The organism is Pseudovibrio japonicus (genome assembly GCF_014651595.1).
Taxonomy (GTDB): Bacteria; Pseudomonadota; Alphaproteobacteria; order Rhizobiales; family Stappiaceae; genus Pseudovibrio; species Pseudovibrio japonicus.
Map to the genome: position 1 here is coordinate 503,608 of NZ_BMXE01000004.1, position 23,274 is coordinate 526,881.

Sequence of the window (23,274 nt, forward strand, 5' to 3'; positions counted from 1 at the left end):
CATGGTCAAACACCGCTTCGAGTTAATTGATAGTAGCCTAGCACCCGATGATCTTTCTGGATCAGATCGCCATAAGCCGGACACGCCACAAAACGAAACAGGAACGGATAGTAACCTCTCCAAAGATGCTTTGGAGATCGCAGCAACCCTGCGTACGAACACAATCTCCAAGACGGTTCTTGATGGCTTCCTGCGTAGCGCGGATGCCGGCATTATTCTCCTGACCGGGATCATTACCTCGCTATATGGCGCCTCAATCAACGTTCCTCCACTCTGGCAGGTCGTTGCTCTGCTCGAAGCAGCTATGGTTGGTGTCATGTTGTTTCAGACGGCTGATCTCTATCAGGCAAGCACTCTGCAAAAAGGCTTTTCCCAGCTCATGCGCCTTGTCAGCGCCTGGGCACTTGTCTTCGCCGCACTGATCACTTCCCTGTTGCTCATCCTGCCATCCGCAGAGATCCCACAGGCTTTCCTGATAAGCTGGTTTGTCAGCGGCGCAGTTGCGCTCTCACTCTTCAGAATGATCATGCGCAGCCTCATTGTGCGCTGGACGCGGGCAGGCCGTTTGAACCGGCGAGCCGTCCTTGTGGGCGGCGGTCAGGCAGCAGCAGACCTGATTGCCGAACTAGAGCGCCAACCCTACAATCCCATTGAAATCTGCGGCATCTTTGATGACCGTGACAACGACCGCTCTCCGCCCAGCGTCTCAGGTTATCAGAAACTGGGCAACATCTCGGACCTGGTCGAGTTCGCCCGCATCGCACAAATTGACATGCTGCTGGTGACGATCCCGATCCGCGCTGAAAAACGCATTATTCAGCTGCTGGAGAAACTCTGGATCTTGCCGGTCGATATTCGCCTGTCCGCCCATACAGACAAACTCCGTTTCCGCCAAAGAGCCTCCTCCTTCGTCGGTTCTGTGCCCTTCGTTGATGTAATGGAAAAACCGATCACGGACTGGGACACCATCACTAAACGCGCGTTTGACTTATTCTTTGCAAGCTTGTCACTAATCATCCTGTCGCCAATCATGCTTTTCACCGCCTTGCTGATCAAGCTGGACAGCCCTGGACCAGTCATCTTCCGTCAGAAGCGCTACGGCTTTAACAACGAGCTGATCGACGTTTTCAAGTTCCGCTCCATGTACCACGACATGGCAGACACCAACGCTTCCAAGCTGGTCACCAAAGGCGATCCCCGTGTCACTCGGATTGGCCGTATCATCCGCAAAACTTCTCTGGATGAACTGCCTCAATTATTGAACGTGCTCATGGGACAGCTCTCCCTCGTTGGACCCCGTCCCCACGCGCTTTCAGCAAAGGCAGAGGACCGCCTTTACGAGAACGTGGTGGACGGCTACTTCGCGCGCCACAAGGTCAAACCGGGCATCACAGGCTGGGCCCAGATCAAAGGTTGGCGCGGTGAAACCGACACGGAAGACAAGATCCAAAAGCGTGTCGAATGCGACATCTACTATATTGAGAACTGGTCGGTTTTCTTTGATCTCTACATCCTGATCAAAACGCCGTTCTGCCTTCTGGAAACGGAAAACGCCTATTGACCGACCTGTCACGCCCACCCACTGCTTTAAAGAACACGCGCCCCTTCTGGCACGTGCCGCTGAAAGTTAGTACGGAGACAATTGCAAGAGCACTTCTATTCCTGACCGCATCCGTGAGCGCACTTGTTGTCATCGAACCGGCACCGTATGACCTGTTGATCGCATTGCTCCTCGTCGGCTGGTCCTTTTTCGGGCTCGAGCTTCGCAAAGACGTCCTACCCCTTCTCATCCTGCTGTGCTTTTACATCGCTGGCGGCATACTGGCCCTGCCCGCAGCAACGGATACCAAAGAAGCTGTCATCTTCTATGCGGTGACCGTCTTTCTAGCTTTTTCCGCTTTTCTCTACGCGGTCACGTTGTCATCAAAGATTGAGCGACTGGATGCCATCGAAAAGGGATATCTAGTGGCTGCCATATGCGCCACACTGCTGGCCATCGCAGGATACTTCAACGCGTTCCCAAGCGCCTATGACCAGTTCACCCTCTATGGACGCGCAAAAGGCACTTTCAAAGACCCAAACGTTTACGGCCCGTTCCTGCTGCTGCCAACACTACTGATCACCTACGACATTCTCACCAAGCCTTGGCGCCAGAGCATCTTTAAGGCAGGAATACTGCTCGTCCTGCTGCTTGGCGCCTTCCTGTCCTTCTCCCGCGCTGCCTGGGGCATGACACTTGGCGGCGCTTTCATGGTCTTCCTGCTGGTATTCATCAACGAGCGCCGCTCCGTACCTCGCCTGAAGCTGCTCGGCATCCTAAGCCTTGCAGCCATAGGCCTTGTCCTTGCACTCATTGCGGTTCTTTCCATTGAATCAATCTCAGAGATGTTCACCGAACGCGCCAAACTTGTACAGGACTATGACGGAGCCCGTATGGGCCGGTTTGGCCGCTGGGGCGAAGGCTTCACACTTGTCACCGAACGGCCCTTTGGCCTTGGTTTCGGCGGCTTCAATGCCATCTTCCCGGAGGACGAACACAACGCATACCTTAAGGCCTTTACCACCTACGGCTGGCTTGGTGGCCTTTCCTACATAACCCTTGTTTTCTGGACACTGATCAAGGCTCTGCCACTCGTCTTCAAGCCACGCCCATGGCAGAAGTACATCATCTGCACTTACGTGGCGTTCCTGTTACACGCCTGTGTCAGCTTCATTATCGACAGCGACCATTGGCGGCACTATTTTCTGCTACTCGGAATCCTCTGGGCCATCATTGCAGTGGAATCCGGCATTGCCCGCCACAGGCGTTTTCCACCAGCACAATAACGCCAGCATCATTTGATCCTTGATCAGACAACCTGAATTGGGTAGGAAAGCTGTAAGGGTAAGCCACTAAGCTTACTCTGAAAATAGGAATCCTTGCATTTGCGCAAGCGCATCCAGGCGCAAGGGTCCTCACGGTTCGGGTAGTAGCGCAGCCTGGTAGCGCACTTCACTGGGGGTGAAGGGGTCGTCGGTTCAAATCCGGCCTACCCGACCAATCTTTCCAATCGCTCAACTACTCTAAGTGTGCCTCACTCAATATCAACGTGAGGCCCAACTACGCGGTTCCTTAGACCCAACCCATTTGGTGATACGGATGCATAGGTGATCAGTCACCTATCCCGAATTACCCGACCCAGCGCTTCTCTCTTCACTCTGCTTTCCCAGATGCCCAAGCGGGAGCGTCAATAGAACCGCCAAAAGCACCATCAGGCTGGACGTTATCAGGCACGCTATCAGTCCATAATATTGATAAACAAGCCCAGATAACAAAGTTCCAAGCAACCTGCCCACTGCGTTTGCCATATAATAAAATCCGATGGTCAGGGATACTTTTTCGCTATCGGAAAATGCCACGATCAAATAGGAGTGGAGCGCTGAGTTGATAGCGAAAACAACACCGAAGATCACCAATCCAAGTATCAGAAAGGCGACTGCGCCCAGCCCCCAGAACGCCTGAGCCGAAGTTTGGTCTTCGAAGCTATACAAACCGAATGCGATCACAGCTGGCGTTACTGCCAAAACAACACCCCAGATTACTGCACCACTCGCAGCTTTTTTGCTACTGCGCGTACGATGGAGAAGCTTGGGAACGCCTGCCTGAACGATACCATATCCGATGACCCAGATAGCCATGAAGCCGCCGACCTGATCAAAGTCCCAACCGGCAACACTAGCTAGAAAGACAGGCACACCAACAACAAACCAGACGTCACGACTTGCAAACAAGAAAATGCGGGCTGCGGAGAGATAGTTGACCTCCGGCGTCTTGGAAAAAAGGTCCTTCTTTTGAATTTTCTTCTTTGCCTTGCCAAGGTCGGTTTTAAGATTGACAGCGGAAAGCGCCAGGACGATCGAAAGGGCTCCCGCCATCCCGTAAAGAGCACCGTTAAACCCGACAAGGTAAAGCAGGTAGCCCCCAACAAAGAAGCCAACGCCCTTAAGAGCGTTCTTCGAGCCAGTCAGGATCGAGACCCATTTGAACAGCAGGCCAGAATTGTCCTGGGGCACGACGAGTTTAACCGCTGACTTACTGCTCATCTTCGTCAGGTCTTTTGCGATGCCGGATAAAGCCTGTGAGCTCATTACGTAAATGACGGACAAGCCCAGCGTCAGTGTTGATGGCATCATCGCAAGCATAATCAGCGCAAAAATCTGGATGAGCAATCCGGAAAACAGGGTTGACCGCAAACCAAAGCGGGCACCAACCCAGCCACCGAGGAAATTGGTAACGATCCCCATTGCCTCGTAAAGAAGAAACAGGAAAGCGAGATCCAGCGGCTTATATCCAAGCGAGTTGAAGTGCAACAGCACCAACATGCGCAAGGCGCCATCGGTGATCGTAAAACCCCAATAGGAGGCCGTCACCGTGGCGTAACTTTTAAGATCGGCCATAGCTATCGCCTCTTAAAGACCAATGGAAATGAGATCAGCAAGCTCCGCCATTCGGTTCACATAGCCCCACTCATTATCATACCAGGCGTAGACTTTGAGCTGGGTACCGTTCACCACCATTGTGGAAGCGGCATCTATGATAGACGAGCGCGGATCATTGACGTAGTCGGCTGAGACAAGCGGGCGTTCTTCAAAGCCAAGAATATCTTTCATATAACTCTGGGAAGCTTGGCTGAATAGCGCGTTGACCTCTTCAACTGTGGTCGCTCGCTCCAGCTCGAAGACGCAATCCGTGAGTGATGCATTCAGGAGCGGCACTCTCACCGCATGGCCATTAAGGCGTCCTTTCAATTCCGGATAAATCAGGGTAATTGCCGTCGCCGACCCGGTCGTTGTGGGGATGAGGGAGTTTAAACAGGAACGCGAACGGCGAAGGTCTTTATGCGGGGCATCTACGATCACTTGTGTGTTTGTTACATCATGGATCGTCGTGATTGAACCGTGTTTGATACCAAGCGATTCATGGATCACTTTAACGACGGGCGCCAGACAGTTCGTCGTGCAGGATGCTGCTGTTATAAGATCATGCTGCAGCTTATCATAAAGAGAATGGTTGACGCCCATAACAAGGTTGAGCGCCGTTTCTTCTTTGACAGGAGCAGACACCAATACCTTGGCTATGCCTTTGTCATAGTAAGGCTGCAAGCTCGCCCGCGACTTGAACTTACCCGAACACTCGATAACCAGATCAACATCATCGCCACTCCATTCGTTGAGCTCCGGGGATGCTGCGTCTGTAAACGGTATCCGCTTATCGCCAATGATGAGGTGGTCTGCTTCAGCTTTTACGCCATGTTCCCACCGACCATGCACACTATCGAATTCCAGTAAGTGTGCCGCAGTCTCGACATCACAGTTTGGGTCATTGATGCCAACCAACTGGAAGTTAGGGTTGCTCCACGCAGCGCGAAGAAACAGTTTTCCCATACGGCCAAAGCCGTTAATTGCAATTCTAGCTGTCATGTTTTTTGCTTTTCTTATTTGTGAAGCTAGGGATATTACATCCATATTCGTCGATATATCGAACAAATAGAGAATTGGCAAGACCTTTCAAAAACAGCGGCAATGCAGGAGAACGGGTCATCGGTTCAAATCCGGCGTACCCGATCAGATCTCTTCAAAGTGCTGCGCCAGCCTCAACCTTCTCGTGCCTTCTGCACCATCAGGTAGCCTCCCACACCCACGCCAATCAGCAGCGAGATCGCAAACGCCCATTGCAAGGGGCCGGATCCTGCAGCCATCCCTGCAAGACCGGAGAGCACTGTGCCAGCCTTGCTCAGGCCCTCCATGCTTAAGCACGCACTAACCGCACGCATCTCCTGCCCCAGCGCTTTTGCCCCCTGCCCGCGATCAAATCCATTTAGAACTGGGACTTCCTGCTCTTCTGCAAGCTGCCCTTTCATCAGGCTTAGAGATTTTTCCTGCACTTCACGCACTCGGCGCGACCAGCCATTCTTGTTGTAAGGCCAGTTGCGAAGCCGCTTCATGAAAGACAGTCGCCGCACAGAAAGCTCATTGACCAGAAAAGCAGACGGTCGCTGCTTGATTGCCGTGCGCGTCTTGATCCCGAGCACACCATCAACGTCCACACCAAGAATTGCCTGCAACGTCTTCACCGCCCGCGCAGGCCCTGAGTTCACAGCAAAGTCGAACAATGCAAAGTCAAGCCCAAGAGGAAGCCGGTCTCCCTGCACCGCATGCCAGTACTGCACCCGATAAATCTCGATAGCCTCTGACCGGTGGAGCGCCTGAACCTCCTCGACACCAACCGGACGTTCCCGCCACGCACTTAGTGTACCCTGTGTGATCCCATAGTGCGTCGGCCCTCCCGGATCTGCCTTACGGCTCCGATGGGCAAACCCACCCTCAATGTGCAGCAGATCAGCAATAATCAGATCAAACGTGGACTTCATCAGCCTCTCCCAACAAAAAAAGGAGGCTCAAGACCTCCATCAAAACAAAAAAGACCGCAAAAGCGGCCTCAAGAAATTGCAAAAAACTATGATCAGCCTTGTGGCACAACAGGCAGGAAGTAATGCAGCGACAGCCGGATCTTGCCGCCAGTAAAGCTTCCCCCGTTTGCGGTAAGACGCAGCGGTGTATCTGAATAATAGGCGCTCGGGCCGATCACGCCCGCATTGTTCGAGCCCTTTGCAACTCCCAGCAAACCACCGAACTTGCTAGTCTCACCAGCAATCCCACAGCCATAGGAACTGGCACCCGTCACCGCTTCAACCACACAGGTGGAAGCACAAAAGACAATCGCTCTGGAAGGGATAACAAGGGAACTTTCGGCGAAACTGCCGGAAACTGAGATCAACTCATCAACAGTCACAAACTGACTCTGCGCCTTGTACTCACTCTCGCAAAGGACGGAGACTTCCTGCTGAAACGCAGCACCGCCAGTCACATCATCAACGCCGAGCCCTGCAACAGAAGACAACCCGCGCCAGCTGCCGCCAGAAAAAACCAGCATCGCGCCGAAACTCTGCACCCAGGCCGCCCAGCCATCAACCGGTACCAAGAAACGCCATGCACCGCCATCAAACGCAGCAACCTCACCGTCATGCCCAGCAAAAGCCCCAGTGGCACCGACGGGCACGATATAGCGCTCCCCCTCTTCCGGTGCATCAGGTGGCGCACCCATATCGTTAGAAACAACACAAAGCTGCACAACCAGGTCAATCAGAGCCAGCGCCTCGTTGTGCGTTACATGCTTTTGTGCCTGAGCAGCTGCCAGAAACGGCAGTTGAAGATGCGTCGTCGTCTCACTCATCTAAATCCCCATAGATCACCTAGTCTACGCAAAAGCGTATCATTCAGCGCAGCAAGGGGGATAAGTTGCGAAAAGAACGCAGGCCAACCAGCCTGCGCAAACAGGGGAAAGCTTAGGCCACCCGCCGTCCGGTGCCATCACCGGCCAAAGACCAGATGCGCGTGCGATTGCGAGCCATTTTTTCGTCAATTGCAAAAGAAAGCTCAGCCCCATGCAAACCAACTAGGCGGTGCAATAAAATTGCAATCTCGGCGGCATCAGCAACAACATCGCGCACGCTATCACCGTTCTCAATGGCCTGTTGCAAAACTTCCAGCTCTTCTCTGGCCCGTTCAATCAACGCATTCAGGTCAGACACCTTACCAAAGGTCTGTTCGCCCCAGGCGGTAATACTCTCGCTGCTTTCAATGGTTACCATATTTGCCCACACTCAAACTCTGGGGTCTGTCCGGTTCGGGTGGAACTCCAACCCGTGTGAAAACAACCCCGATACAACAAACCGGAACATCCCTGACATCATCGTCGAGAGCGACACCTCCGGTAGTTAACATAAACAAAATTCACGCTTCGCCTCATCCAAACGGCCCTCAGAACAAGAAAAAAGCGGAGGCAGGTACCTGCCTTCCGCCTATTCTTCAGCTAAAAAAGGCCAGACTTGGGCCCTTTTTTGACAGTCTACATGGTTTCCAGAGCTGAGACAGATTCATTTATGGCCTGATCCAGCACGTCCAGCAGGTAATCAGCGTTGTCCTTGGAAAAAATCATTGGTGGACGCATCTTCAAGACATTGTCGAAGGGCCCCTCAGTGCCCATCAAAATGCCCAGATCCTTGGCACGGTTTGCCACACGCCTGGCCACCTCGGTTGCTGGCTGCTTGCTGCGCCGGTCGATCACCAGCTCAACCCCAAGAAACAGCCCCATACCGCGCACATCGCCAAGAACCTCATACTTCTCCATCAATCGGTGCAAGCCGGAAAGGATATAGCCGCCAACCACACGGGCATTATCGCGCAGTCCCTCCCGCTCAATCACGTTCAGAACAGAAAGCCCGACCGCACAGGAAACCGGATTACCGCCAAAGGTGTTGAAGTACTCCATCCCATTATTGAAGCTATCTGCCACCTCCCGCGTTGTCACGAGCGCCGCCATGGGATGACCGTTTCCAATCGGCTTGCCCATGGTCACCACGTCCGGCGTTACCCCTTGCGTTTCAAAGGCCCACCAATGAGACCCAACACGACCAAACCCAACCTGCACTTCATCGGCCACACACAATCCACCTTCCGCGCGGATCAGCTTGTAAACCTCCTCCAGATAGCCATCTGGCAGGAAAACCTGACCAGTCACGCTTGGAATAGATTCAGCAATGAAGAACGCAGGCGCACGGCCTTGGCGCTTCATCAGCGCTAATTGCTCGACCACACTGTCCACGTAGCGCTGCGTGATCTCCTCATGCGCCCAGTCAGCAGGCGCGCGGTAGGCATCTGGTATGGCTGCCTCAAACACATGATCCGGACGGCCCTTGCCGCCATTACGCTTGTATTTGTAAGGACTCAGCCCAATCAGCTCCGGTGTGGTGCCATGATAGGCCCAATCCAGCACAACCGCCTCGCGGCGTCCCGTATGTGCTTCTGCCATGCGAAGCATCAAGCTGTTCGCCTCACTGCCCGTACACACAAACGAAGCTACCGCCAAATCACCCGGAAGCGTCGCCGTAAGGCGTTCCGAATACTCAACGATGTTGTCATGCAGATAGCGCGTATTGGTGTTCAGCAGCCCTGCCTGATGGGAAAGCGCTTCAACCACTTCTGGATGAGCGTGACCCAGATGGCACACATTATTGAAGCAATCCAAATACGCCCGCCCACGATGGTCAATCAGGTACGCCCCCTCACCGCGCACAAACTTGATCGGCTCGCTGTAGGAGATGGAAAGGTTCGGCAACAAGGTCTGATGGCGGGAGGCAACAATCTCATCCACGCTGCGCCCCGCACTCCCAAGCACTTCATGCGGGAGGCCAGCAAAATCGATAGCAGACGGGAACATTTCCGCCCAAACATCAAGATACTTCTCTTCGCCAACACCAAGGATCTCTTCGGCACTCAGCGAAACATCTGCGGATAGCTGCAAGTGCAGATGCGGCGCCCAACCGCCATTCTCATCATCGTCCCCCAGATATCCGATCATCTCGCCCGCTTTGAGCACATCGCCGGGACTTAGACGCATTGCCGCTTCATGTGCCATGTGTCCCCACAGGCTCACAAACGGTTGCCCGCAATCAGTTTCATGCTCCAGCGCAACCATACAGCCATACCCAAGCGGGTCGGTCTCAATTACAGCAGAGCGAACCTTGCCATCCATCGGTGCATAAACACAGGTTCCAGCCGCTAAGAACAGATCAAAACCGAGGTGGTTGGTCCGCCGTTCGCCCTCTATAAAGCGGCTCTCAAAAAAGTCGGAGGAGTATACACTGCGGCTTTCCCCCCAGGGACCAATGCCAAGCTCGACATTGTGTGCCTCACAAAAATCCTCCCACCACTCCTGCGCTGCTTCCGGCTGACGGCGACGGGAGGTCACGGTCATCTCATGGTCAGCATCCCCATAAGGCACCATTGCCTTTGACATAAGCTTGGGGTGACGCGCAAACAAAGAGGCAAACGAGTTTCGGTTCTTGGCGCAGAACTCTGCCACCTTGTAGGCGCCCCGCACAGCCTCAAACCCACACGCTTTGCGCAGCATCGCCGTCGCGAACGCAGGCTTCATCCCATAAAGCTTGTAAAGCAGGGTCCACGCGGGCGCCTCACTGACAGCCAGATAGGGATTATCCTCCCGCTCGCCCTTACGAAGCGCAGAAAGGGTCACGCTGGTCACAAGCCGCATGGCAATCAGATCAAAGAGAAGATCAACTTCCTCCTCTTCCAGGGCATTCTCCTCATGATAGGCCGCCGCGAGCTCCGCCGCCGCCCCAATCGGATCTGCACTTTCCATAATCGCATAGGCCGCTGCAATCGCAACCTCCGCAACCACCGGCGTATGTGCACTGTCACCAAAGTCAATCAGACCACAAACCCGCGAGTGATCATCAGGATCAACCAGAACATTCCAGTCATTGGCATCATTATGAATAACCGCTGCCCGCAATCCGGCAAGTTTCGGTGCAACCAGCCGCTCAAACCGATCGAGGAAGTACTCCAGTACCCGCCGCTGATCAGGATCCCCAATCGCACCAAGACGCCCCCGCGCCGCGCCTGCAGCTCGCATATCCCAGTCAAAACTCCGCAGTGCCCCCGGATGCATAAAGCCGCGCAGCACACGATCCACCTTCCCAAGCAGCGTGCCCAGACTGGCAACAACGCCCTCTTCCCGCGCAGTCTCAGCAAGCGGAACACCATCCAGCCAAGAAACCACGCGCATGGCATGACGCGTACCATCAGGTCCAGCAACCCACTGGATCGCATTACCATCCTTGGTCAGCCGCAAACGCGGGATCGGAAGCTCAGGAGAAGAGGCCGCAAGATGCTGCAGAAGCGCCGTCTGAAAACCGGTCTCTTCCTCAGGCTCACTGGCGTTGACCACCTTAACCGTCCAACGCGTTCCATCCTCCGCATCAAGGCGATGATTCTGATCACGCTCACTTTCCAGCGGAGAAAAATCTCCTGTCAGTCCCCAATGCTCCAGCAAAAGGGCGGTGATGCGCTCACGGTCAAAATTCGGGACGGGAAAATGAATATCAGTCATGGGTCTCTCCAGTTACCCAGAACATATCCCACTCTGATATTTCAACATACCGACCTTATGCCAGTTGCGCCGTCACTCTGTCGCGACTAAGAGGTTTTATGACGGCACTCATCCTGTCAGCTTGATCAAAGGACCTTCAATGCACGACGCTATCGACCGCAAGATCATCGCAATCCTCTCCAAAGAAGCACGTATCCCGGTCAAAACGCTGGCAGCACGTATCAACCTGTCGCGCAGCGCCACAAGCGAACGTATCACACGGCTGGAGAAAAACGGTACGATCCGAGGCTACCGGGCGGATATCGGAGGCCTCGATCCAGCCAATATCTCGGCCTTCCTGTTTATCCGCTTGTCACACACACCTATGCTCGGAATCCTTGACACTCTGGCTGCATTTCCAGAGGTCAAACGGGTAAGCTCGGTCAGCGGAGAACTGGATCTGGTGGTAGAAGTTGTCGCTGCCTCAATGGAACACCTCAACAACGTCAGAAACACCATCGCAACCATTGAAGGCGTGCAAGATCTGACAACCACCATCATCTTGCGCGATGAGTTGCAGCGCACCTGAAACAGCAAAGGGCGCTGACTGCAAACAGCCAAGCGCCCAATAAAGAAAGGCTCCGCTCAGCAATTCGCCGAACACAGTGCCTGCTATCAATTGCTGATTATCGTGCCTGATCCAGCATGCGTTTGCACTCCAGAAGCTCAAAGAGCGTGGATTGCAGCCGATCTACGTCATCCTTGGAAAGGCCCGCAGAGCGCGCAGTCTCGTCCCTCTCAGAGCCCATCAGGCGATCCATAAAGCCAAACGCCCCATGACCACCTTTTCCATGCTGGTCTGGCGCATCATCCGGTAACAGACCAGATGGCAATGGCATTTGCGGCTCAGGCTCGCTTTCAAGCACAAGATCACCCTGCGGCTCACTCGCCTCATGCACCGCCATCTCTGGTTCTGGCGCACGTTGCACAGTTTGTGCAGAAACTTGAGATGGATCAGGGGCAACACCTATAGGCGTCGCGGTGCCGGAGGAGCTTGGAATGACAATGCCACTCCCCTCTTTCCAGACATCCATAACAACGTGCACGCCTTGCTCACGCAAAATACGTTGCACGCCCTTGATCGTGTAGCCTTCCCCATAGAGCAAATGGCGAATACCGCGCAAAAGCTCAAGATCGTCAGGTCTGTAGTAGCGGCGCCCACCGCCTCGTTTCAGAGGCCTGATCTGGGCAAATCTTGTTTCCCAGAACCGCAGAACGTGCTGCGGCAGATCCAGTTCAGTTGCTACTTCACTAATTGTTCGGAACGCGTCGGCGCTCTTCTCCACGATGCAGACCCTCTAAAACCTTATTATTCTCGGGGCAGCAAATTAGCTGGCGCCCTCAACCAGTGCATCATTGATACGCTGTTTAAGAACATTGCTTGGCTTGAAGACCATAACCCGGCGTGGAGAAATCGGAACTTCCTCACCTGTTTTCGGGTTACGACCAATGCGCTCGCCTTTTGAGCGAACAACAAATGAGCCAAAGCTAGACAGTTTGACAGACTCGCCGTTTTCCAGGCTGGCAGAAATTTCTGCAAGGACCTGTTCAACGAGTTCGGCAGATTCAGTCCGAGATAGGCCGACCTTCTGGTAAACCGCTTCACACAAATCAGCGCGGGTTACAGTGTGACTACCCATTCCACCCTCCTCCGGTAAAGCCATGATCCGTAAGAATAAAGCTTGCTTTCAACAAGTTACGGTATGGCCAACCGGCCTCAGCGTCAACAGCTCATTTGCCAAGAAATGCAACCCTTTGGGTTTTTATGCCCCTTTTTACCACTTAAGCAGCACGGAACCCCAGGTAAAGCCGCCACCCATAGCCTCAAGCATGATCAAATCACCCTTTTTAACATCGCCAGATTTGACAATGCTATCCAGCGCAAGAGGAATCGATGCTGCGGATGTGTTACCGTGCTCGGAAACTGTTTTCACTACCTTTTCAGGCGCAATGCCAAGTTTCTTTGCAGATGCATCAATGATGCGCTGGTTGGCCTGGTGCGGCACAAACCAGTCCAGGTCGTCCGCAGTTGTGCCAGTCGCTTCAAAGGAAGCTTCGATGACATCAGTGACCATACCAACAGCATGCTTGAACACTTCACGGCCCTGCATGCGCAGGTAACCAGCGGTCTGCGTGGTAGACGGACCACCATCCACGTACAGCTTATCCTTATGGCGACCGTCAGAGCGCAGCTGACAGGTCAATACGCCGCTCTCTTCAAGAGAAGGCGCGCCTTCCTGCGCTTCCATAACGACAGCGCCCGCACCATCACCAAACAGAACGCAGGTTGTACGGTCTTCCCAGTCCAGAATGCGGGAGAACGTCTCAGCGCCGATCACAAGCGCACGCTTTGCCAGACCGCCACGCAAATAGGCATCAGCCGTGGTCACCGCGTAAACAAAACCGGAGCAAACCGCCTGGATATCAAAGGCAAAGCCATGATTGATCCCAAGCGCAGCTTGCACATCAACCGCCGTTGCCGGAAATGTATTATCAGGTGTAGAGGTCGCCAGAACGATCAGATCGATATCCTGAGCATCAACACCGGCATTTTCCAGTGCAGCCTTTGCCGCATTAATCGCAAGATGTGAGGTAAACTCACCTTCTGCGGCTATATGACGGTTCCTAATTCCGGTACGCTGAACGATCCACTCATCAGAGGTGTCAACCATCTCGGTAAGCTGCTGGTTAGTTAGTGCTTTCTTGGGCAGGTAACTACCGCAGCCCAAAAACACAGAGCGAAGTGCCTTCACTTTAAACCCTTCAGTTTTCATCAGCCTCTGAGAAACGACCGCGATGGTAGTTTACCAGATCATCAGAGATCTTTTGTATTAGTTTATTCTTGGCCATATCGTAAGCCAGTTCTACTGCAGAGGCGAAACCCTCGGCATCAGTTCCACCATGACTCTTAATGACAATGCCATTAAGTCCGAGGAACACACCGCCATTCACCTTGCGCGGGTCCATTTTGTCACGCAGCCGCTCAAACGCTCCGCGTGCAAAAAGGTAGCCAACCTTCGCCATAAGGGTACGACTCATAGCAGCTCGCAGATAGCCAGCAAACTGTTTTGCCGTGCCTTCCGCAGTCTTGAGCGCAATATTTCCTGCAAAGCCTTCGGTCACCACAACATCAACGGTGCCTTTGGCAATGTCATTACCTTCAACAAAACCGGAGTAAACAAGGTTTGGCGGAGACAGATCGCGCAGCATCTTGCCCGCAGTCCGCACTTCCTCAACGCCCTTTACTTCTTCAACACCGATATTCAAAAGCCCAACGGTCGGCTGATCCAACCCATGCACGGAACGAGCCATCGCCCCGCCCAAAATAGCAAAATCAATTAGCTGCTGAGCGTCTGCCCCAATGGTGGCGCCCACATCCAGAACGATGGATTCACCGCGTGTAGTCGGCCACATTGCTGCAATGGCAGGTCGTTCGATGCCAGACATAGTACGCAGGCAAAACTTGGACATTGCCATGAGTGCACCGGTATTACCGGCGGAAACAATCACATCTGCTTCGCCATTCTTGACCGCAGAAATCGAATTCCACATGGAAGATTTCCCGCGCCCCTTACGAAGGGCCTGACTGGGCTTTTCATCCATTGAAATGGAGACGTCACAGTGATGAACAACAGATGCCTGTTTCAGACGAGGGTATTCCTCGAGCAGCGGCTCGATGACCTTCGAGTCACCGTAAAGCAGGAATTCGATGTTTGGGCATCGCTGCAGCACCTGATCAGCACCCGGAACCACCACCTCAACACCGTAATCCCCTCCCATAGCATCGAGAGAAATACGTATTTTTTCAGACATTTCCAATTTCTTGCCTTGTCCCAACAAAGTCTGCCCTTGTATCGGCAGACCTTGAAATAGTTAAGAGCACTTTTCCTATGTTCAGTGGAAATGCGCGTGGCGAAGATACCCGATTATAAATGTCTCGCAACACCCACCTCCAAAAAACCTTTGCAGCGACCTCAATGTTATTTTTTGACCTTCAGAGCTTCAAGAGCTGCGAAGGGAGAAGGCTTGTCCTCCTCATCCTGTTTCTTTTCTTCCTCTGGGTCCGGCGCGTATTGGTCATCCATCACAACCCCCTCTGCCCGAGGGAAAGGGTTTAGACCCAAAGCAAAATGTTCGCAAATAACAGCGCCCAGGTCCACCTGCGGACCATCGAAATAGTCCGGTGGATCACCATCATTGATATCCAGATCAACTTCCAGAGTGTCATCATCATTGCGACGACGCCCGCGGGAATCTTGTTCTGGCAAAAATGTGCGATCGAACTCCTCGTCAATCATGCAATCAACAGCTTCAAGTGTCACCACACATTGCTGTATAGCTTTGGCATGAATGTGACCACGCATAGCCAATCCGTCACGGCGCCACGGACGCACGTCAAATTCAGCTTCAAACTCAGGCAGATCAATCAGATCATAGGCCTTCGCGAACTGCGCCCGCTCGCTCTCGTTGAGCGTAAGCTTTACATGTTTAGGTTTGTTCCCCAGACGCGTCGCATCAAATAGATAGGCCCACGGGTGTTCAGTATCAGCCATCGCTGGCGGTTTCCCTTATCAGTTCTGTTTTTGGAGCCACAAATTTGACGTCGCCCGCAAGAATTTGTTTGGTTGAAAGGGCAGCAAGTCCTTCCACCGCATCATTCATGTAATGAACCAGCGCTCTTATCGCAACAGCTTCGCCGCGCTCGCCATATATGTTTCTCACAAAGGCTTCAAATAGAGCGTCATTATCTTTGTTGTCCAGAGCATCCATATAGCTGGACGTGCGTCCATAAAACGATTCGACCATAATTCTGACACGTTTACGCACACCTTCGTCGCCGATACCCAGCTCCCGCATGCTCTGATCCATATCTTGAAAAAAATAATCAAATACAGCCTGTGCAAATTTCCTTGCCGCCTTATCTTCGCCTCTTAAGCGGTGAAATACACAAAAAGCGTGCAAAACAATCATCTCAAAGCGACCTTCGCTCGTATCAGGTATACCATAGTGCTCATAAAACACTGGTAGTCGTGCCTGCGCGACGATCCGCTCGTAAGTTGTTTTGACGGATGTGTCTTTTCGTCGACGGAGTAAACCGAAGATCATGGCACCTCTCTTGCGCTTATCGAGTTACTTGTGCCCCTGCCACGAGGATGGCATAAGCACAAATCTGAATCTAAACCGCTTGCTTGCTGCATTTTGCTGGCATTTGCAAGCCAACAGGATGTTTGGAATGTTTGCATTTGCACGCCGTACTGTGTTCCTCGCTTTTTTGAGCCTGCCACTTGCCGGCTGCTTCACCCAGACACTAACCCATGGCCAGGTGGTTTCACCTGATGCAATTCAAGATGTTCAAGTCGGTTCTAGCCGCGAGCAGGTAGAACTCCTCCTTGGTAGCCCGTCCACGACATCGAATCTGGACGGTGAAAGTTACTATTATATCTCTCAAAAGAGCGAAACAGTGGCGTTCTGGACCCCGTCTATCGTAGATCAACGGGTTGTCGCAGTTTATTTTGATAATGATGGCTACGTGAAGTCCGTCGCCGACTATGGCATTGAAGATGGGAAGGTCTTTGATTACCTCGGCCGGAAAACACGCACCGGCGGTGCTGACTATGGTCTCCTGACGCAAATCCTGCGCGGAGCAGCCAACCCAACAGTCGGCCTCTAAGCCTAATTCAGCCTCAATTCAAAAAACGGCGCTTGCTGCAAGCGCCGTTTTTTTTGTGCACGGCCAACGAATACTGGCCGATGAGATCGACACAGCTGTTCTCGAAAAGAAGCGGTTAGATGAGCAGCAGAGTATACTGCCTGCAAGTTGGGATACGTGGGTGCTTCATAGCCCTGAGCAGGAACTGAGGTGCCTACACCATCCCCACAAGACGGTCTATCAGGAAGACAGAGATCGGGGGCATTGATAGAGGGCCCTGCCGCGACTGCTCCTCAGCAGGCATTTTCCGTCCTGCCTATGGTTTCCAGATCTTAGCCATACCCTGAACCATCCCAAAGCCCAACAGCGCCACTACAGCAAAAAGCCCGGTCCTGTCCGGAACCGGGCTTCTTATTCTCGAGTCAGATCAACCAAGCTAGTGTGCCAGCACTGCCAACAGCAGAAGAGCCACAATGTTTGTGATCTTGATCATTGGGTTCACAGCTGGACCTGCAGTGTCCTTGTACGGATCACCAACAGTATCACCGGTCACCGCAGCTTTGTGAGCCTCGGAACCCTTGCCACCATGATTGCCGTCTTCGATGTACTTCTTCGCGTTATCCCACGCACCGCCACCAGCGGTCATAGAAAGCGCAACGAACAGACCGGTCACGATCACACCCAGCAGCATAGCTCCCAGTGAGGCGAACGCATTCGCCTTGCCTGCAATCGATTCAATCAGGAAGTAGATCACAATTGGAGACAGTACCGGCAGCAAGGAAGGAACAATCATTTCCTTGATCGCCGCTTTGGTCAGCATGTCAACTGCACGACCATAATCAGGGCGTTCCTCACCCTTCATGATGCCCGGCTTTTCTTTGAACTGACGGCGAACTTCCTCAACCACCGCACTGGCAGCACGACCCACAGCGGTCATTGCAATACCGCCAAACAGGAAGGGCAGAAGACCACCGAAGAACAGGCCAACCACCACATACGGATTGGACAATGAGAAGTCGATGGACGCCTCTGTCATACCCTGGAAGTACGGAAACTGCTCAGAGTTCGCCACAAAGAACCGCAGATCCTCGGTGTAGGCGGTAAACAGCACCAGTGCACCAAGACCAGCAGATCCGATCGCATAGCCCTTGGTCACAGCCTTAGTGGTGTTGCCAACAGCATCCAGTGCATCGGTTGTGTCGCGAACTTCTTCAGGCAGGTTCGCCATTTCAGCAATACCGCCCGCATTATCCGTAACCGGACCAAACGCATCCAGAGCCACAACCATACCAGCCAGCGCCAGCATGGTGGTAACAGCAATCGCAATACCGAACAGACCAGCCAGCTGGAACGTGACGATAATACCGGCAATGATCACCAGCGCGGGCAGAGCGGTGGATTCCATTGAAATCGCCAGACCCTGAATAACGTTGGTTCCATGCCCCGTCTCCGAAGCCCGCGCAATCGCACGTACCGGACGGAAAGACGTACCCGTGTAGTATTCTGTGATCCAGATGATCAGGCCGGTGACGACCAGACCGGAAACACCGCACAGGTAGAGAGCCGTTGGAGTAAAGCTCACCCCGTTGCTCAGTGTCAGCACCGTGTCCATACCGCCGAAGACCCAGTAAGTCAGCGGATAGAGTAGGATCAGCGAGATCACAGCTGTTGCGATAAAGCCTCTGTAAAGCGCACCCATAATGGAGTTGGAGGCACCAAGGCGCACGAAGAACGTGCCAATGATGGATGCCACGGAACAAACCGCGCAGATCAGCATTGGATAAAGCATCGCCGCCTGAAGATTAGGAGTGCCAGCAAAGTAGATCGCTGCAAGCACCATGGTTGCAACCAGTGTTACAGCATAGGTTTCAAACAAGTCAGCGGCCATCCCGGCACAGTCACCAACGTTATCACCCACGTTATCTGCGATGGTTGCCGGGTTGCGCGGATCATCCTCAGGAATTCCCGCTTCCACCTTACCAACCAGATCACCACCCACATCAGCGCCTTTTGTAAAGATACCGCCGCCAAGACGGGCGAAGATGGAAATCAGGGATGCACCAAAGCCCAGAGCCACAAGCGCATCAATCACGGTTCTGGACGTTGGGTCCAGCCCCATAGGCCCCGTCAGAATGAGGTAGTAAACGGCCACACCCAACAGCGCCAGACCGGCAACAAACATGCCGGTGATCGCACCCGAGCGGAATGCAATAGATAGTCCTGCCCCCAGGCTCTGACTTGCTGCTTGTGCAGTGCGAACGTTCGCTCGTACGGAAACGAGCATTCCGATAAATCCTGCGGAACCGGAAAGAACAGCCCCGATTACAAACCCGATAGCCACCGTAACGGACAACAGGTAAGCAACGATCAAGAAGATAACAACGCCAACAAGCGCGACAGTGGTGTACTGACGAGTAAGGTACGCCTGCGCGCCCTCTTGAATGGCACCGGCAATTTCCTGCATCCTCGCAGAGCCAGTGTCAGCAGCCATCACGCTGCGAATTGCCCAAATGCCGTAAACGACAGAGAGCAAACCGCACGCAATGGTAACGATAAGTTCAGTCATATTTCCTCCCCTAAGGGTACCCTGCTACTTATGTGTTTGTTTGTAGCAAAAACCGCACTGCACTTGTGTAATTTCTCCCACACAGTGACGGTATATACCTGTCACTATCCGTCAAGTTGCTTTTGACGGATAGTGGAAGGAAACACCTACCTTAAAAGACGCTGAATTATTTGGAATTACTCAAACTTTAACTTCCCGTTTCTCAGTAAACATCAGTGAGACAACGAGAATTAGACATAACACAACAAATGGGAACACCATTAGGTTGACTGTTTGCCACCCAAACACGTTTAACAATTTCCCTGAGGAAAACGAGGCCGTTGCCACTAAACCAAAGACGAAGAAGTCATTTATGGACTGGACTCTGTTCTGTTCTTCTGGTCGGTAAGTTTGCGTAAGCAGAGCGGACGCGCCGACGAAAGACAGGTTCCATGCAAGCCCAAGAAAAATCAGGGAACTCCAGAAAATCCAACGCTCTAGCCCGGTCAAAGCGATCAGCGCGCAAACGGCGTAAAGCAAAAATCCTGTTCCGATAACGGCATCATGACCGAATCGGCTGATCAAACTGCCCGTAATAAAGCTCGGTGCGAACATGGCAATCACGTGCCACTGGATGCCAAGGGCCGCATCAGAGTTGGTCAACCCGCACCCGACCATGGCAAGCGGTGCAGATGTCATGATCAAATTCATGATCGCGTAACTGATCATTCCACAAGAAACCGCCACAAAGAACTTTTGTTGCTTCAGAATCTCAGAGAGCGGACGCCCACGCTGGTGTTTTTCCATCTTCGGCGGCAAAGGTATTTCCAAAAACGCCACAAAAAACAGTCCGATAAGCATCAGGACCGCTTGCGCAAGGTAGGTGCCTACAAAAAGAAAGGGCTCAAACATGCCCTGTGTCAGGATGACGGTCTGCGGGCCAACCACCCCGGCAAGAATCCCGCCGGTCAGAACCCAGGAAATCGCTTTGGGTTTGAACGCAGCACTGGCCGTATCCGCCGCTGCAAAACGTGCTTGTTGGGTAAAGGCCATGACAAAGCCATTACCAAGCGTGGAAACGCACAACAGCACAAAGCTGCCAATGTAAGCAGCATACGAGGCCAGCAAGGCGCAAAGCACCCCAAACAACAACGCGCCCGCAAGCCCGGCACGGCGCCCAAAACTGCGCATGATCATACCAGCGGGCAGCGTCGCGATAGCCGTGCCCAGCACAAAAGCAGTCACAGGCAAGGTCGCTAGGGATTTATCTTCAACCAAAAGAACGGAGGCAAGAATGGATGTAGTTGCAAAAATAATCGGAGGCACACCGCCAGCAAACGCCTGCGCAAGCGCCAAAAGCAGCGCATTGCGCTTTGCCAATCCGTCATCAATCAACGGAGCCGCCAGAGTATTTGCCATAATTTAGATCTTTCAAAGAATGCAGGAAGGAACCACCAACCTAATCAATTCTACGCAATGAGCAACTCAATAGCTCACCAGAACACCAGCAACTTCGGGAGATAACGACATAACAAGATGAAAATAGGTCAAGCTTCATCGATAGTCTCGATGATGCAAGGCCTCAAAGAAAGCGTCCTTTTCTGGAACCGAATTTTAATCATACCAACGGGAACTTCCCTCAACTCGCAACCACAAGGCCCCAGTTTTGGCATAGGAAGATATTATACTTCACCAAGCAGCACCGGACCGAGAACCTAATTCAGAATCGTCTGATGAAACAACCAGTTGCTTACCAAGTATCGCTGATCTTAGTGATGGGTAGGGTTAGGAGGGACCTATGACGAGAGATGAGGAATACGCACTCATTGAAGAAATACTGGAACTAGACTCCCAAAAATCGGCATTTCTGGACGAAGCAATCGCTCACTCACCTACCAGCAGGTACGCTTCTGCGGACCGGTTCCTTCAAGAGCGAGACCATATCTTCACCAAGCAGCCCACCATAATCGCCCACGCCAGCGAACTGCCCGAAGAAAACAGCTTTCTTACGCGCGATTATCTCAATTTGCCCGTTCTGCTGACTCGTGACGAGGATGGTAAAGTTCACGCGTATCTGAATGTATGCCGCCACCGTGGGGCTACGCTCGAACGAGGGGAGAAGGGATGCAAGCGCCTCTTTTCTTGTCCTTATCATGCATGGACATGGTCCAACAAAGGGGACTTGGTTCGGGTGCCCCACGAGAAACAAGGTTTTCCTGACCTAGATATGAAAACTCACAGTCTGAGAAAGTTACCCGTAGAGGAGCGCTTTGGTTTCATCTGGGTCCTAGCTGATAGCAAGACCTCCGAAGCACAAGACATTGATGCTCATTTAGCGCCCCTTACTTCAGACTTTACTGGGTTAGACCTTAGCAACCATCACATTGTTGAGGACACCTCGCTTGATTTACCGTGTAACTGGAAAATGTTGATAGAAGGGAGCATTGAAGCCTACCATTTTCGCGTTGCACATAAAGATACAATCGGCCCGTACTTTCCCGACAATCTATCTACTTATCAGATGCTTGGAGCCCACATACGTTCCGTTCTCCCCCGCAATACTTTTGGCGAGCTTCGAGACCTGCCCCGCAAGCAGTGGGTCATCAGAAGATATGCAAACATTGTTTACACGGTGTTCCCAACAAGCCTGCTTCTAGCGCAGCAAGATCACTGTGTATGGATTCAATTGCAACCTCTATCCGAAAGTATGACGCGAACCCGGCTGGCAACGCTGGCGCCAAACGAATTATCAAACGCGGAAGACATGACCCATCATTGGAAGAAAAACCATTCCATTACAGTGAACACACTTCTGGAAGACTTCCAACTTGGTGAGGAAATCCAGAAAAACCTCGCCTGCAATGCTAACACTGTGCTCACATTTGGCCGGTTCGAAGGTGCTTTAGAGGCATTCAACCGAATGGTCGAACTAAACATGAAACAGAACACCTCAATCAGGGAGCCCGCACTCCGTTGATCTGCTTTCGAAATCTAGGAATATTATCTTCTGATCCTGATAATCCAATATCTCTATTTCCTAGGCATCACCGTTCAGCTCGGATACCGCCCTCTCCCAGAAGTTTAGGGCAGCCACATTGGCTGGAAGTACTCGAGCCTGCCACTGGCCCTTGTGCGCATGTAGGCTGAGGACGAGACCGGCAGGGTGTACGTTGCCGAGGTAGGTAACAAGAGGCTTCAGATCCTTGCCCCGAAACCACCTCGGCTGGTGTACAATCCCATATAAGCGTAACGACCATCACCGTTTTTCTGCTTGCAACACAACTAGGATTATCTAAGCACCATTGGACGTCCTGTTCTTCAATTTCCAATAGTAGCGCACGGACCAAATAGTCACCTCGCTTCACTGTTCACTCTCTTTTGGGACGATCGTAATTCACCATGCTTCGATCAATGACTGAGGCAATGTGAGGTTTCCATCACGCTTTCACATAAACATAGCCGTGCTTTGCGCCCAAAAATAATCATACTAACGACCTACGTAAAACAAGGTGTCTGTGGCTTTATTCGCCGCGCCCGATAACCAAAATCTATATAGGGGAATACCATGCGGATCGCTTTCCTAAACTGCTACTCACCTTCCACATTCAAAGCCATTATCGACGGTGATGACCGAGAAAAGATGGTTGCGCAGGTATTTGAAAGCGTTGGAGGCAAGCTTGAAAGCATGATGCTCACTCAGGGGGCATTTGATGCCTTGGTTATTGGTTCTGTTCCAAATCACAATGCTGCGGCAGGGCTTGCTATGGCGATGAAGTCAACTGGGATGTGCAGTGAGTCTCTGCTTCTTGAGGAACTCAACCTTGAAGATATCCTGGTTCCGGCGCGAAAAGTGCTAGAAGCCAAATAGCATTCGAACGAGTTCGTCGGCTCTCCTTGATTTAGGAATACCGTCCCGTCATCAAAGCATGTCTACCAACTAGCTCCCATCGTTGCCTTCAGAGAGATATCGGCTCTATGAGCGCAAACGTTGCCCCGGATGCAATACTGGTGAACTTCCCGATAACCTTT

At 52.6% G+C, this 23,274-nt stretch carries 20 protein-coding genes and 1 tRNA gene; 7 read left to right on the forward strand and 14 right to left on the reverse strand.

Annotation, left to right across the window (positions count from 1 at the left end):
* Position 1 precedes the first annotated feature (1 nt).
* From IE076_RS13875 to IE076_RS13885, 3 genes are all read left to right on the forward strand, one after another.
* Complete coding sequence (locus tag IE076_RS13875; RefSeq protein ID WP_209009102.1) at positions 2–1,561, forward strand: undecaprenyl-phosphate glucose phosphotransferase; 1,560 nt, start codon at positions 2–4, stop codon at positions 1,559–1,561.
* Positions 1,558–2,826 carry an O-antigen ligase family protein gene (locus tag IE076_RS13880; RefSeq protein WP_209009103.1) on the forward strand — a complete coding sequence of 423 codons (1,269 nt, stop codon included), beginning with the start codon at positions 1,558–1,560 and terminating at the stop codon, positions 2,824–2,826. Before IE076_RS13875 ends, IE076_RS13880 begins: the two co-directional genes overlap by 4 nt.
* Positions 2,827–2,963: 137 nt before the next feature.
* Positions 2,964–3,040: transfer RNA gene (locus tag IE076_RS13885), tRNA-Pro, on the forward strand.
* A 119-nt stretch (positions 3,041–3,159) separates the two neighbouring features.
* On the opposite strand, the gene arsJ is transcribed toward IE076_RS13885, so the two are convergent.
* The 6 genes from arsJ to IE076_RS13915 all read right to left on the reverse strand — a co-directional run bounded on the left by arsJ (position 3,160) and on the right by IE076_RS13915 (position 11,011).
* Entirely contained in the window at positions 3,160–4,437 is a 1,278-nt protein-coding gene (arsJ, locus tag IE076_RS13890; protein ID WP_189437359.1) for an organoarsenical effux MFS transporter ArsJ, read from the reverse strand.
* Between the two features lie 12 nt (positions 4,438–4,449).
* The gene (locus tag IE076_RS13895) at positions 4,450–5,460 is read right to left on the reverse strand and encodes an ArsJ-associated glyceraldehyde-3-phosphate dehydrogenase (RefSeq protein ID WP_189437360.1); all 1,011 of its coding nucleotides are present in this window, start codon (positions 5,458–5,460) and stop codon (positions 4,450–4,452) included.
* A 173-nt stretch (positions 5,461–5,633) separates the two neighbouring features.
* Complete coding sequence (locus IE076_RS13900; protein ID WP_189437361.1) at positions 5,634–6,410, reverse strand: glycoside hydrolase family 108 protein; 777 nt, start codon at positions 6,408–6,410, stop codon at positions 5,634–5,636.
* 92 nt (positions 6,411–6,502) lie between these two features.
* Positions 6,503–7,273: a DUF2793 domain-containing protein gene (locus IE076_RS13905; RefSeq protein ID WP_189437362.1), complete on the reverse strand. Its 771-nt coding sequence runs from the start codon at positions 7,271–7,273 to the stop codon at positions 6,503–6,505.
* Positions 7,274–7,385: 112 nt separating this feature from the next.
* Complete coding sequence (locus IE076_RS13910; protein ID WP_189437363.1) at positions 7,386–7,691, reverse strand: nucleoside triphosphate pyrophosphohydrolase family protein; 306 nt, start codon at positions 7,689–7,691, stop codon at positions 7,386–7,388.
* Positions 7,692–7,948: 257 nt separating this feature from the next.
* Complete coding sequence (locus tag IE076_RS13915; protein ID WP_189437364.1) at positions 7,949–11,011, reverse strand: aminotransferase class III-fold pyridoxal phosphate-dependent enzyme; 3,063 nt, start codon at positions 11,009–11,011, stop codon at positions 7,949–7,951.
* 139 nt (positions 11,012–11,150) lie between these two features.
* Between IE076_RS13915 and IE076_RS13920 the strand changes: the two genes are divergently transcribed.
* Entirely contained in the window at positions 11,151–11,579 is a 429-nt protein-coding gene (locus IE076_RS13920; RefSeq protein WP_189437365.1) for an Lrp/AsnC family transcriptional regulator, read from the forward strand.
* Positions 11,580–11,676: 97 nt separating this feature from the next.
* Here the strand turns inward: IE076_RS13920 and IE076_RS13925 are convergent, their stop codons facing one another.
* The 6 genes from IE076_RS13925 to IE076_RS13950 all read right to left on the reverse strand — a co-directional run bounded on the left by IE076_RS13925 (position 11,677) and on the right by IE076_RS13950 (position 16,156).
* Entirely contained in the window at positions 11,677–12,336 is a 660-nt protein-coding gene (locus tag IE076_RS13925; RefSeq protein ID WP_189437366.1) for a MerR family transcriptional regulator, read from the reverse strand.
* A gap of 42 nt (positions 12,337–12,378) precedes the next feature.
* Positions 12,379–12,690, reverse strand: a complete 312-nt coding sequence (locus IE076_RS13930; protein ID WP_008546564.1) for an integration host factor subunit alpha — start codon at positions 12,688–12,690, stop codon at positions 12,379–12,381.
* Positions 12,691–12,825: 135 nt separating this feature from the next.
* On the reverse strand, positions 12,826–13,824 hold the full coding sequence (locus tag IE076_RS13935; RefSeq protein ID WP_209009104.1) for a beta-ketoacyl-ACP synthase III: 999 nt from the start codon (positions 13,822–13,824) through the stop codon (positions 12,826–12,828).
* Positions 13,814–14,863, reverse strand: a complete 1,050-nt coding sequence (gene plsX / locus IE076_RS13940) for a phosphate acyltransferase PlsX (RefSeq protein ID WP_189437367.1) — start codon at positions 14,861–14,863, stop codon at positions 13,814–13,816. The genes IE076_RS13935 and plsX overlap by 11 nt, the downstream gene beginning before the upstream one ends.
* Before the next feature lie 167 nt (positions 14,864–15,030).
* Positions 15,031–15,603 (reverse strand): DUF177 domain-containing protein, encoded by a 573-nt coding sequence (locus IE076_RS13945; RefSeq protein ID WP_189437368.1) that lies wholly within the window; start codon positions 15,601–15,603, stop codon positions 15,031–15,033.
* Entirely contained in the window at positions 15,596–16,156 is a 561-nt protein-coding gene (locus IE076_RS13950) for a ubiquinol-cytochrome C chaperone family protein (RefSeq protein ID WP_189437369.1), read from the reverse strand. The genes IE076_RS13945 and IE076_RS13950 overlap by 8 nt, the downstream gene beginning before the upstream one ends.
* A gap of 127 nt (positions 16,157–16,283) precedes the next feature.
* Between IE076_RS13950 and IE076_RS13955 the strand changes: the two genes are divergently transcribed.
* Positions 16,284–16,721: an outer membrane protein assembly factor BamE gene (locus IE076_RS13955; RefSeq protein ID WP_189437370.1), complete on the forward strand. Its 438-nt coding sequence runs from the start codon at positions 16,284–16,286 to the stop codon at positions 16,719–16,721.
* A gap of 415 nt (positions 16,722–17,136) precedes the next feature.
* Here the strand turns inward: IE076_RS13955 and IE076_RS13960 are convergent, their stop codons facing one another.
* A complete protein-coding gene (locus IE076_RS13960) occupies positions 17,137–19,266 on the reverse strand; it encodes a sodium-translocating pyrophosphatase (RefSeq protein ID WP_189437371.1) in 2,130 nt (709 codons plus the stop codon).
* Between the two features lie 180 nt (positions 19,267–19,446).
* Positions 19,447–20,664, reverse strand: coding sequence for an MFS transporter (locus IE076_RS13965; RefSeq protein WP_189437372.1), 1,218 nt, complete (start codon positions 20,662–20,664; stop codon positions 19,447–19,449).
* A 379-nt stretch (positions 20,665–21,043) separates the two neighbouring features.
* Here IE076_RS13965 and IE076_RS13970 point away from each other — a divergent pair, with 379 nt between their 5' ends.
* Both IE076_RS13970 and IE076_RS13975 read left to right on the forward strand, forming a co-directional pair.
* Positions 21,044–22,222: an aromatic ring-hydroxylating oxygenase subunit alpha gene (locus IE076_RS13970; protein WP_189437373.1), complete on the forward strand. Its 1,179-nt coding sequence runs from the start codon at positions 21,044–21,046 to the stop codon at positions 22,220–22,222.
* 588 nt (positions 22,223–22,810) lie between these two features.
* Complete coding sequence (locus IE076_RS13975) at positions 22,811–23,113, forward strand: GYD domain-containing protein (protein ID WP_189437374.1); 303 nt, start codon at positions 22,811–22,813, stop codon at positions 23,111–23,113.
* The last annotated feature ends 161 nt before the right edge of the window (positions 23,114–23,274 follow it).

Coding starts and splice junctions, on each gene's coding strand:
- IE076_RS13965 (WP_189437372.1), bottom strand. CDS start 20,664: ATGGCAAATACTCTGGCGGCTCCGTTGATTGATGACGGATTGGCAAAG.
- IE076_RS13970 (WP_189437373.1), top strand. CDS start 21,044: ATGACGAGAGATGAGGAATACGCACTCATTGAAGAAATACTGGAACTA.
- IE076_RS13975 (WP_189437374.1), top strand. CDS start 22,811: ATGCGGATCGCTTTCCTAAACTGCTACTCACCTTCCACATTCAAAGCC.
- IE076_RS13930 (WP_008546564.1), bottom strand. CDS start 12,690: ATGGGTAGTCACACTGTAACCCGCGCTGATTTGTGTGAAGCGGTTTAC.
- IE076_RS13920 (WP_189437365.1), top strand. CDS start 11,151: ATGCACGACGCTATCGACCGCAAGATCATCGCAATCCTCTCCAAAGAA.
- IE076_RS13910 (WP_189437363.1), bottom strand. CDS start 7,691: ATGGTAACCATTGAAAGCAGCGAGAGTATTACCGCCTGGGGCGAACAG.
- IE076_RS13895 (WP_189437360.1), bottom strand. CDS start 5,460: ATGACAGCTAGAATTGCAATTAACGGCTTTGGCCGTATGGGAAAACTG.
- IE076_RS13875 (WP_209009102.1), top strand. CDS start 2: ATGGTCAAACACCGCTTCGAGTTAATTGATAGTAGCCTAGCACCCGAT.
- IE076_RS13945 (WP_189437368.1), bottom strand. CDS start 15,603: ATGGCTGATACTGAACACCCGTGGGCCTATCTATTTGATGCGACGCGT.
- IE076_RS13900 (WP_189437361.1), bottom strand. CDS start 6,410: ATGAAGTCCACGTTTGATCTGATTATTGCTGATCTGCTGCACATTGAG.
- IE076_RS13915 (WP_189437364.1), bottom strand. CDS start 11,011: ATGACTGATATTCATTTTCCCGTCCCGAATTTTGACCGTGAGCGCATC.
- IE076_RS13935 (WP_209009104.1), bottom strand. CDS start 13,824: ATGAAAACTGAAGGGTTTAAAGTGAAGGCACTTCGCTCTGTGTTTTTG.
- IE076_RS13955 (WP_189437370.1), top strand. CDS start 16,284: ATGTTTGCATTTGCACGCCGTACTGTGTTCCTCGCTTTTTTGAGCCTG.
- IE076_RS13950 (WP_189437369.1), bottom strand. CDS start 16,156: ATGATCTTCGGTTTACTCCGTCGACGAAAAGACACATCCGTCAAAACA.
- arsJ (WP_189437359.1), bottom strand. CDS start 4,437: ATGGCCGATCTTAAAAGTTACGCCACGGTGACGGCCTCCTATTGGGGT.
- plsX (WP_189437367.1), bottom strand. CDS start 14,863: ATGTCTGAAAAAATACGTATTTCTCTCGATGCTATGGGAGGGGATTAC.
- IE076_RS13905 (WP_189437362.1), bottom strand. CDS start 7,273: ATGAGTGAGACGACGACGCATCTTCAACTGCCGTTTCTGGCAGCTGCT.
- IE076_RS13960 (WP_189437371.1), bottom strand. CDS start 19,266: ATGACTGAACTTATCGTTACCATTGCGTGCGGTTTGCTCTCTGTCGTT.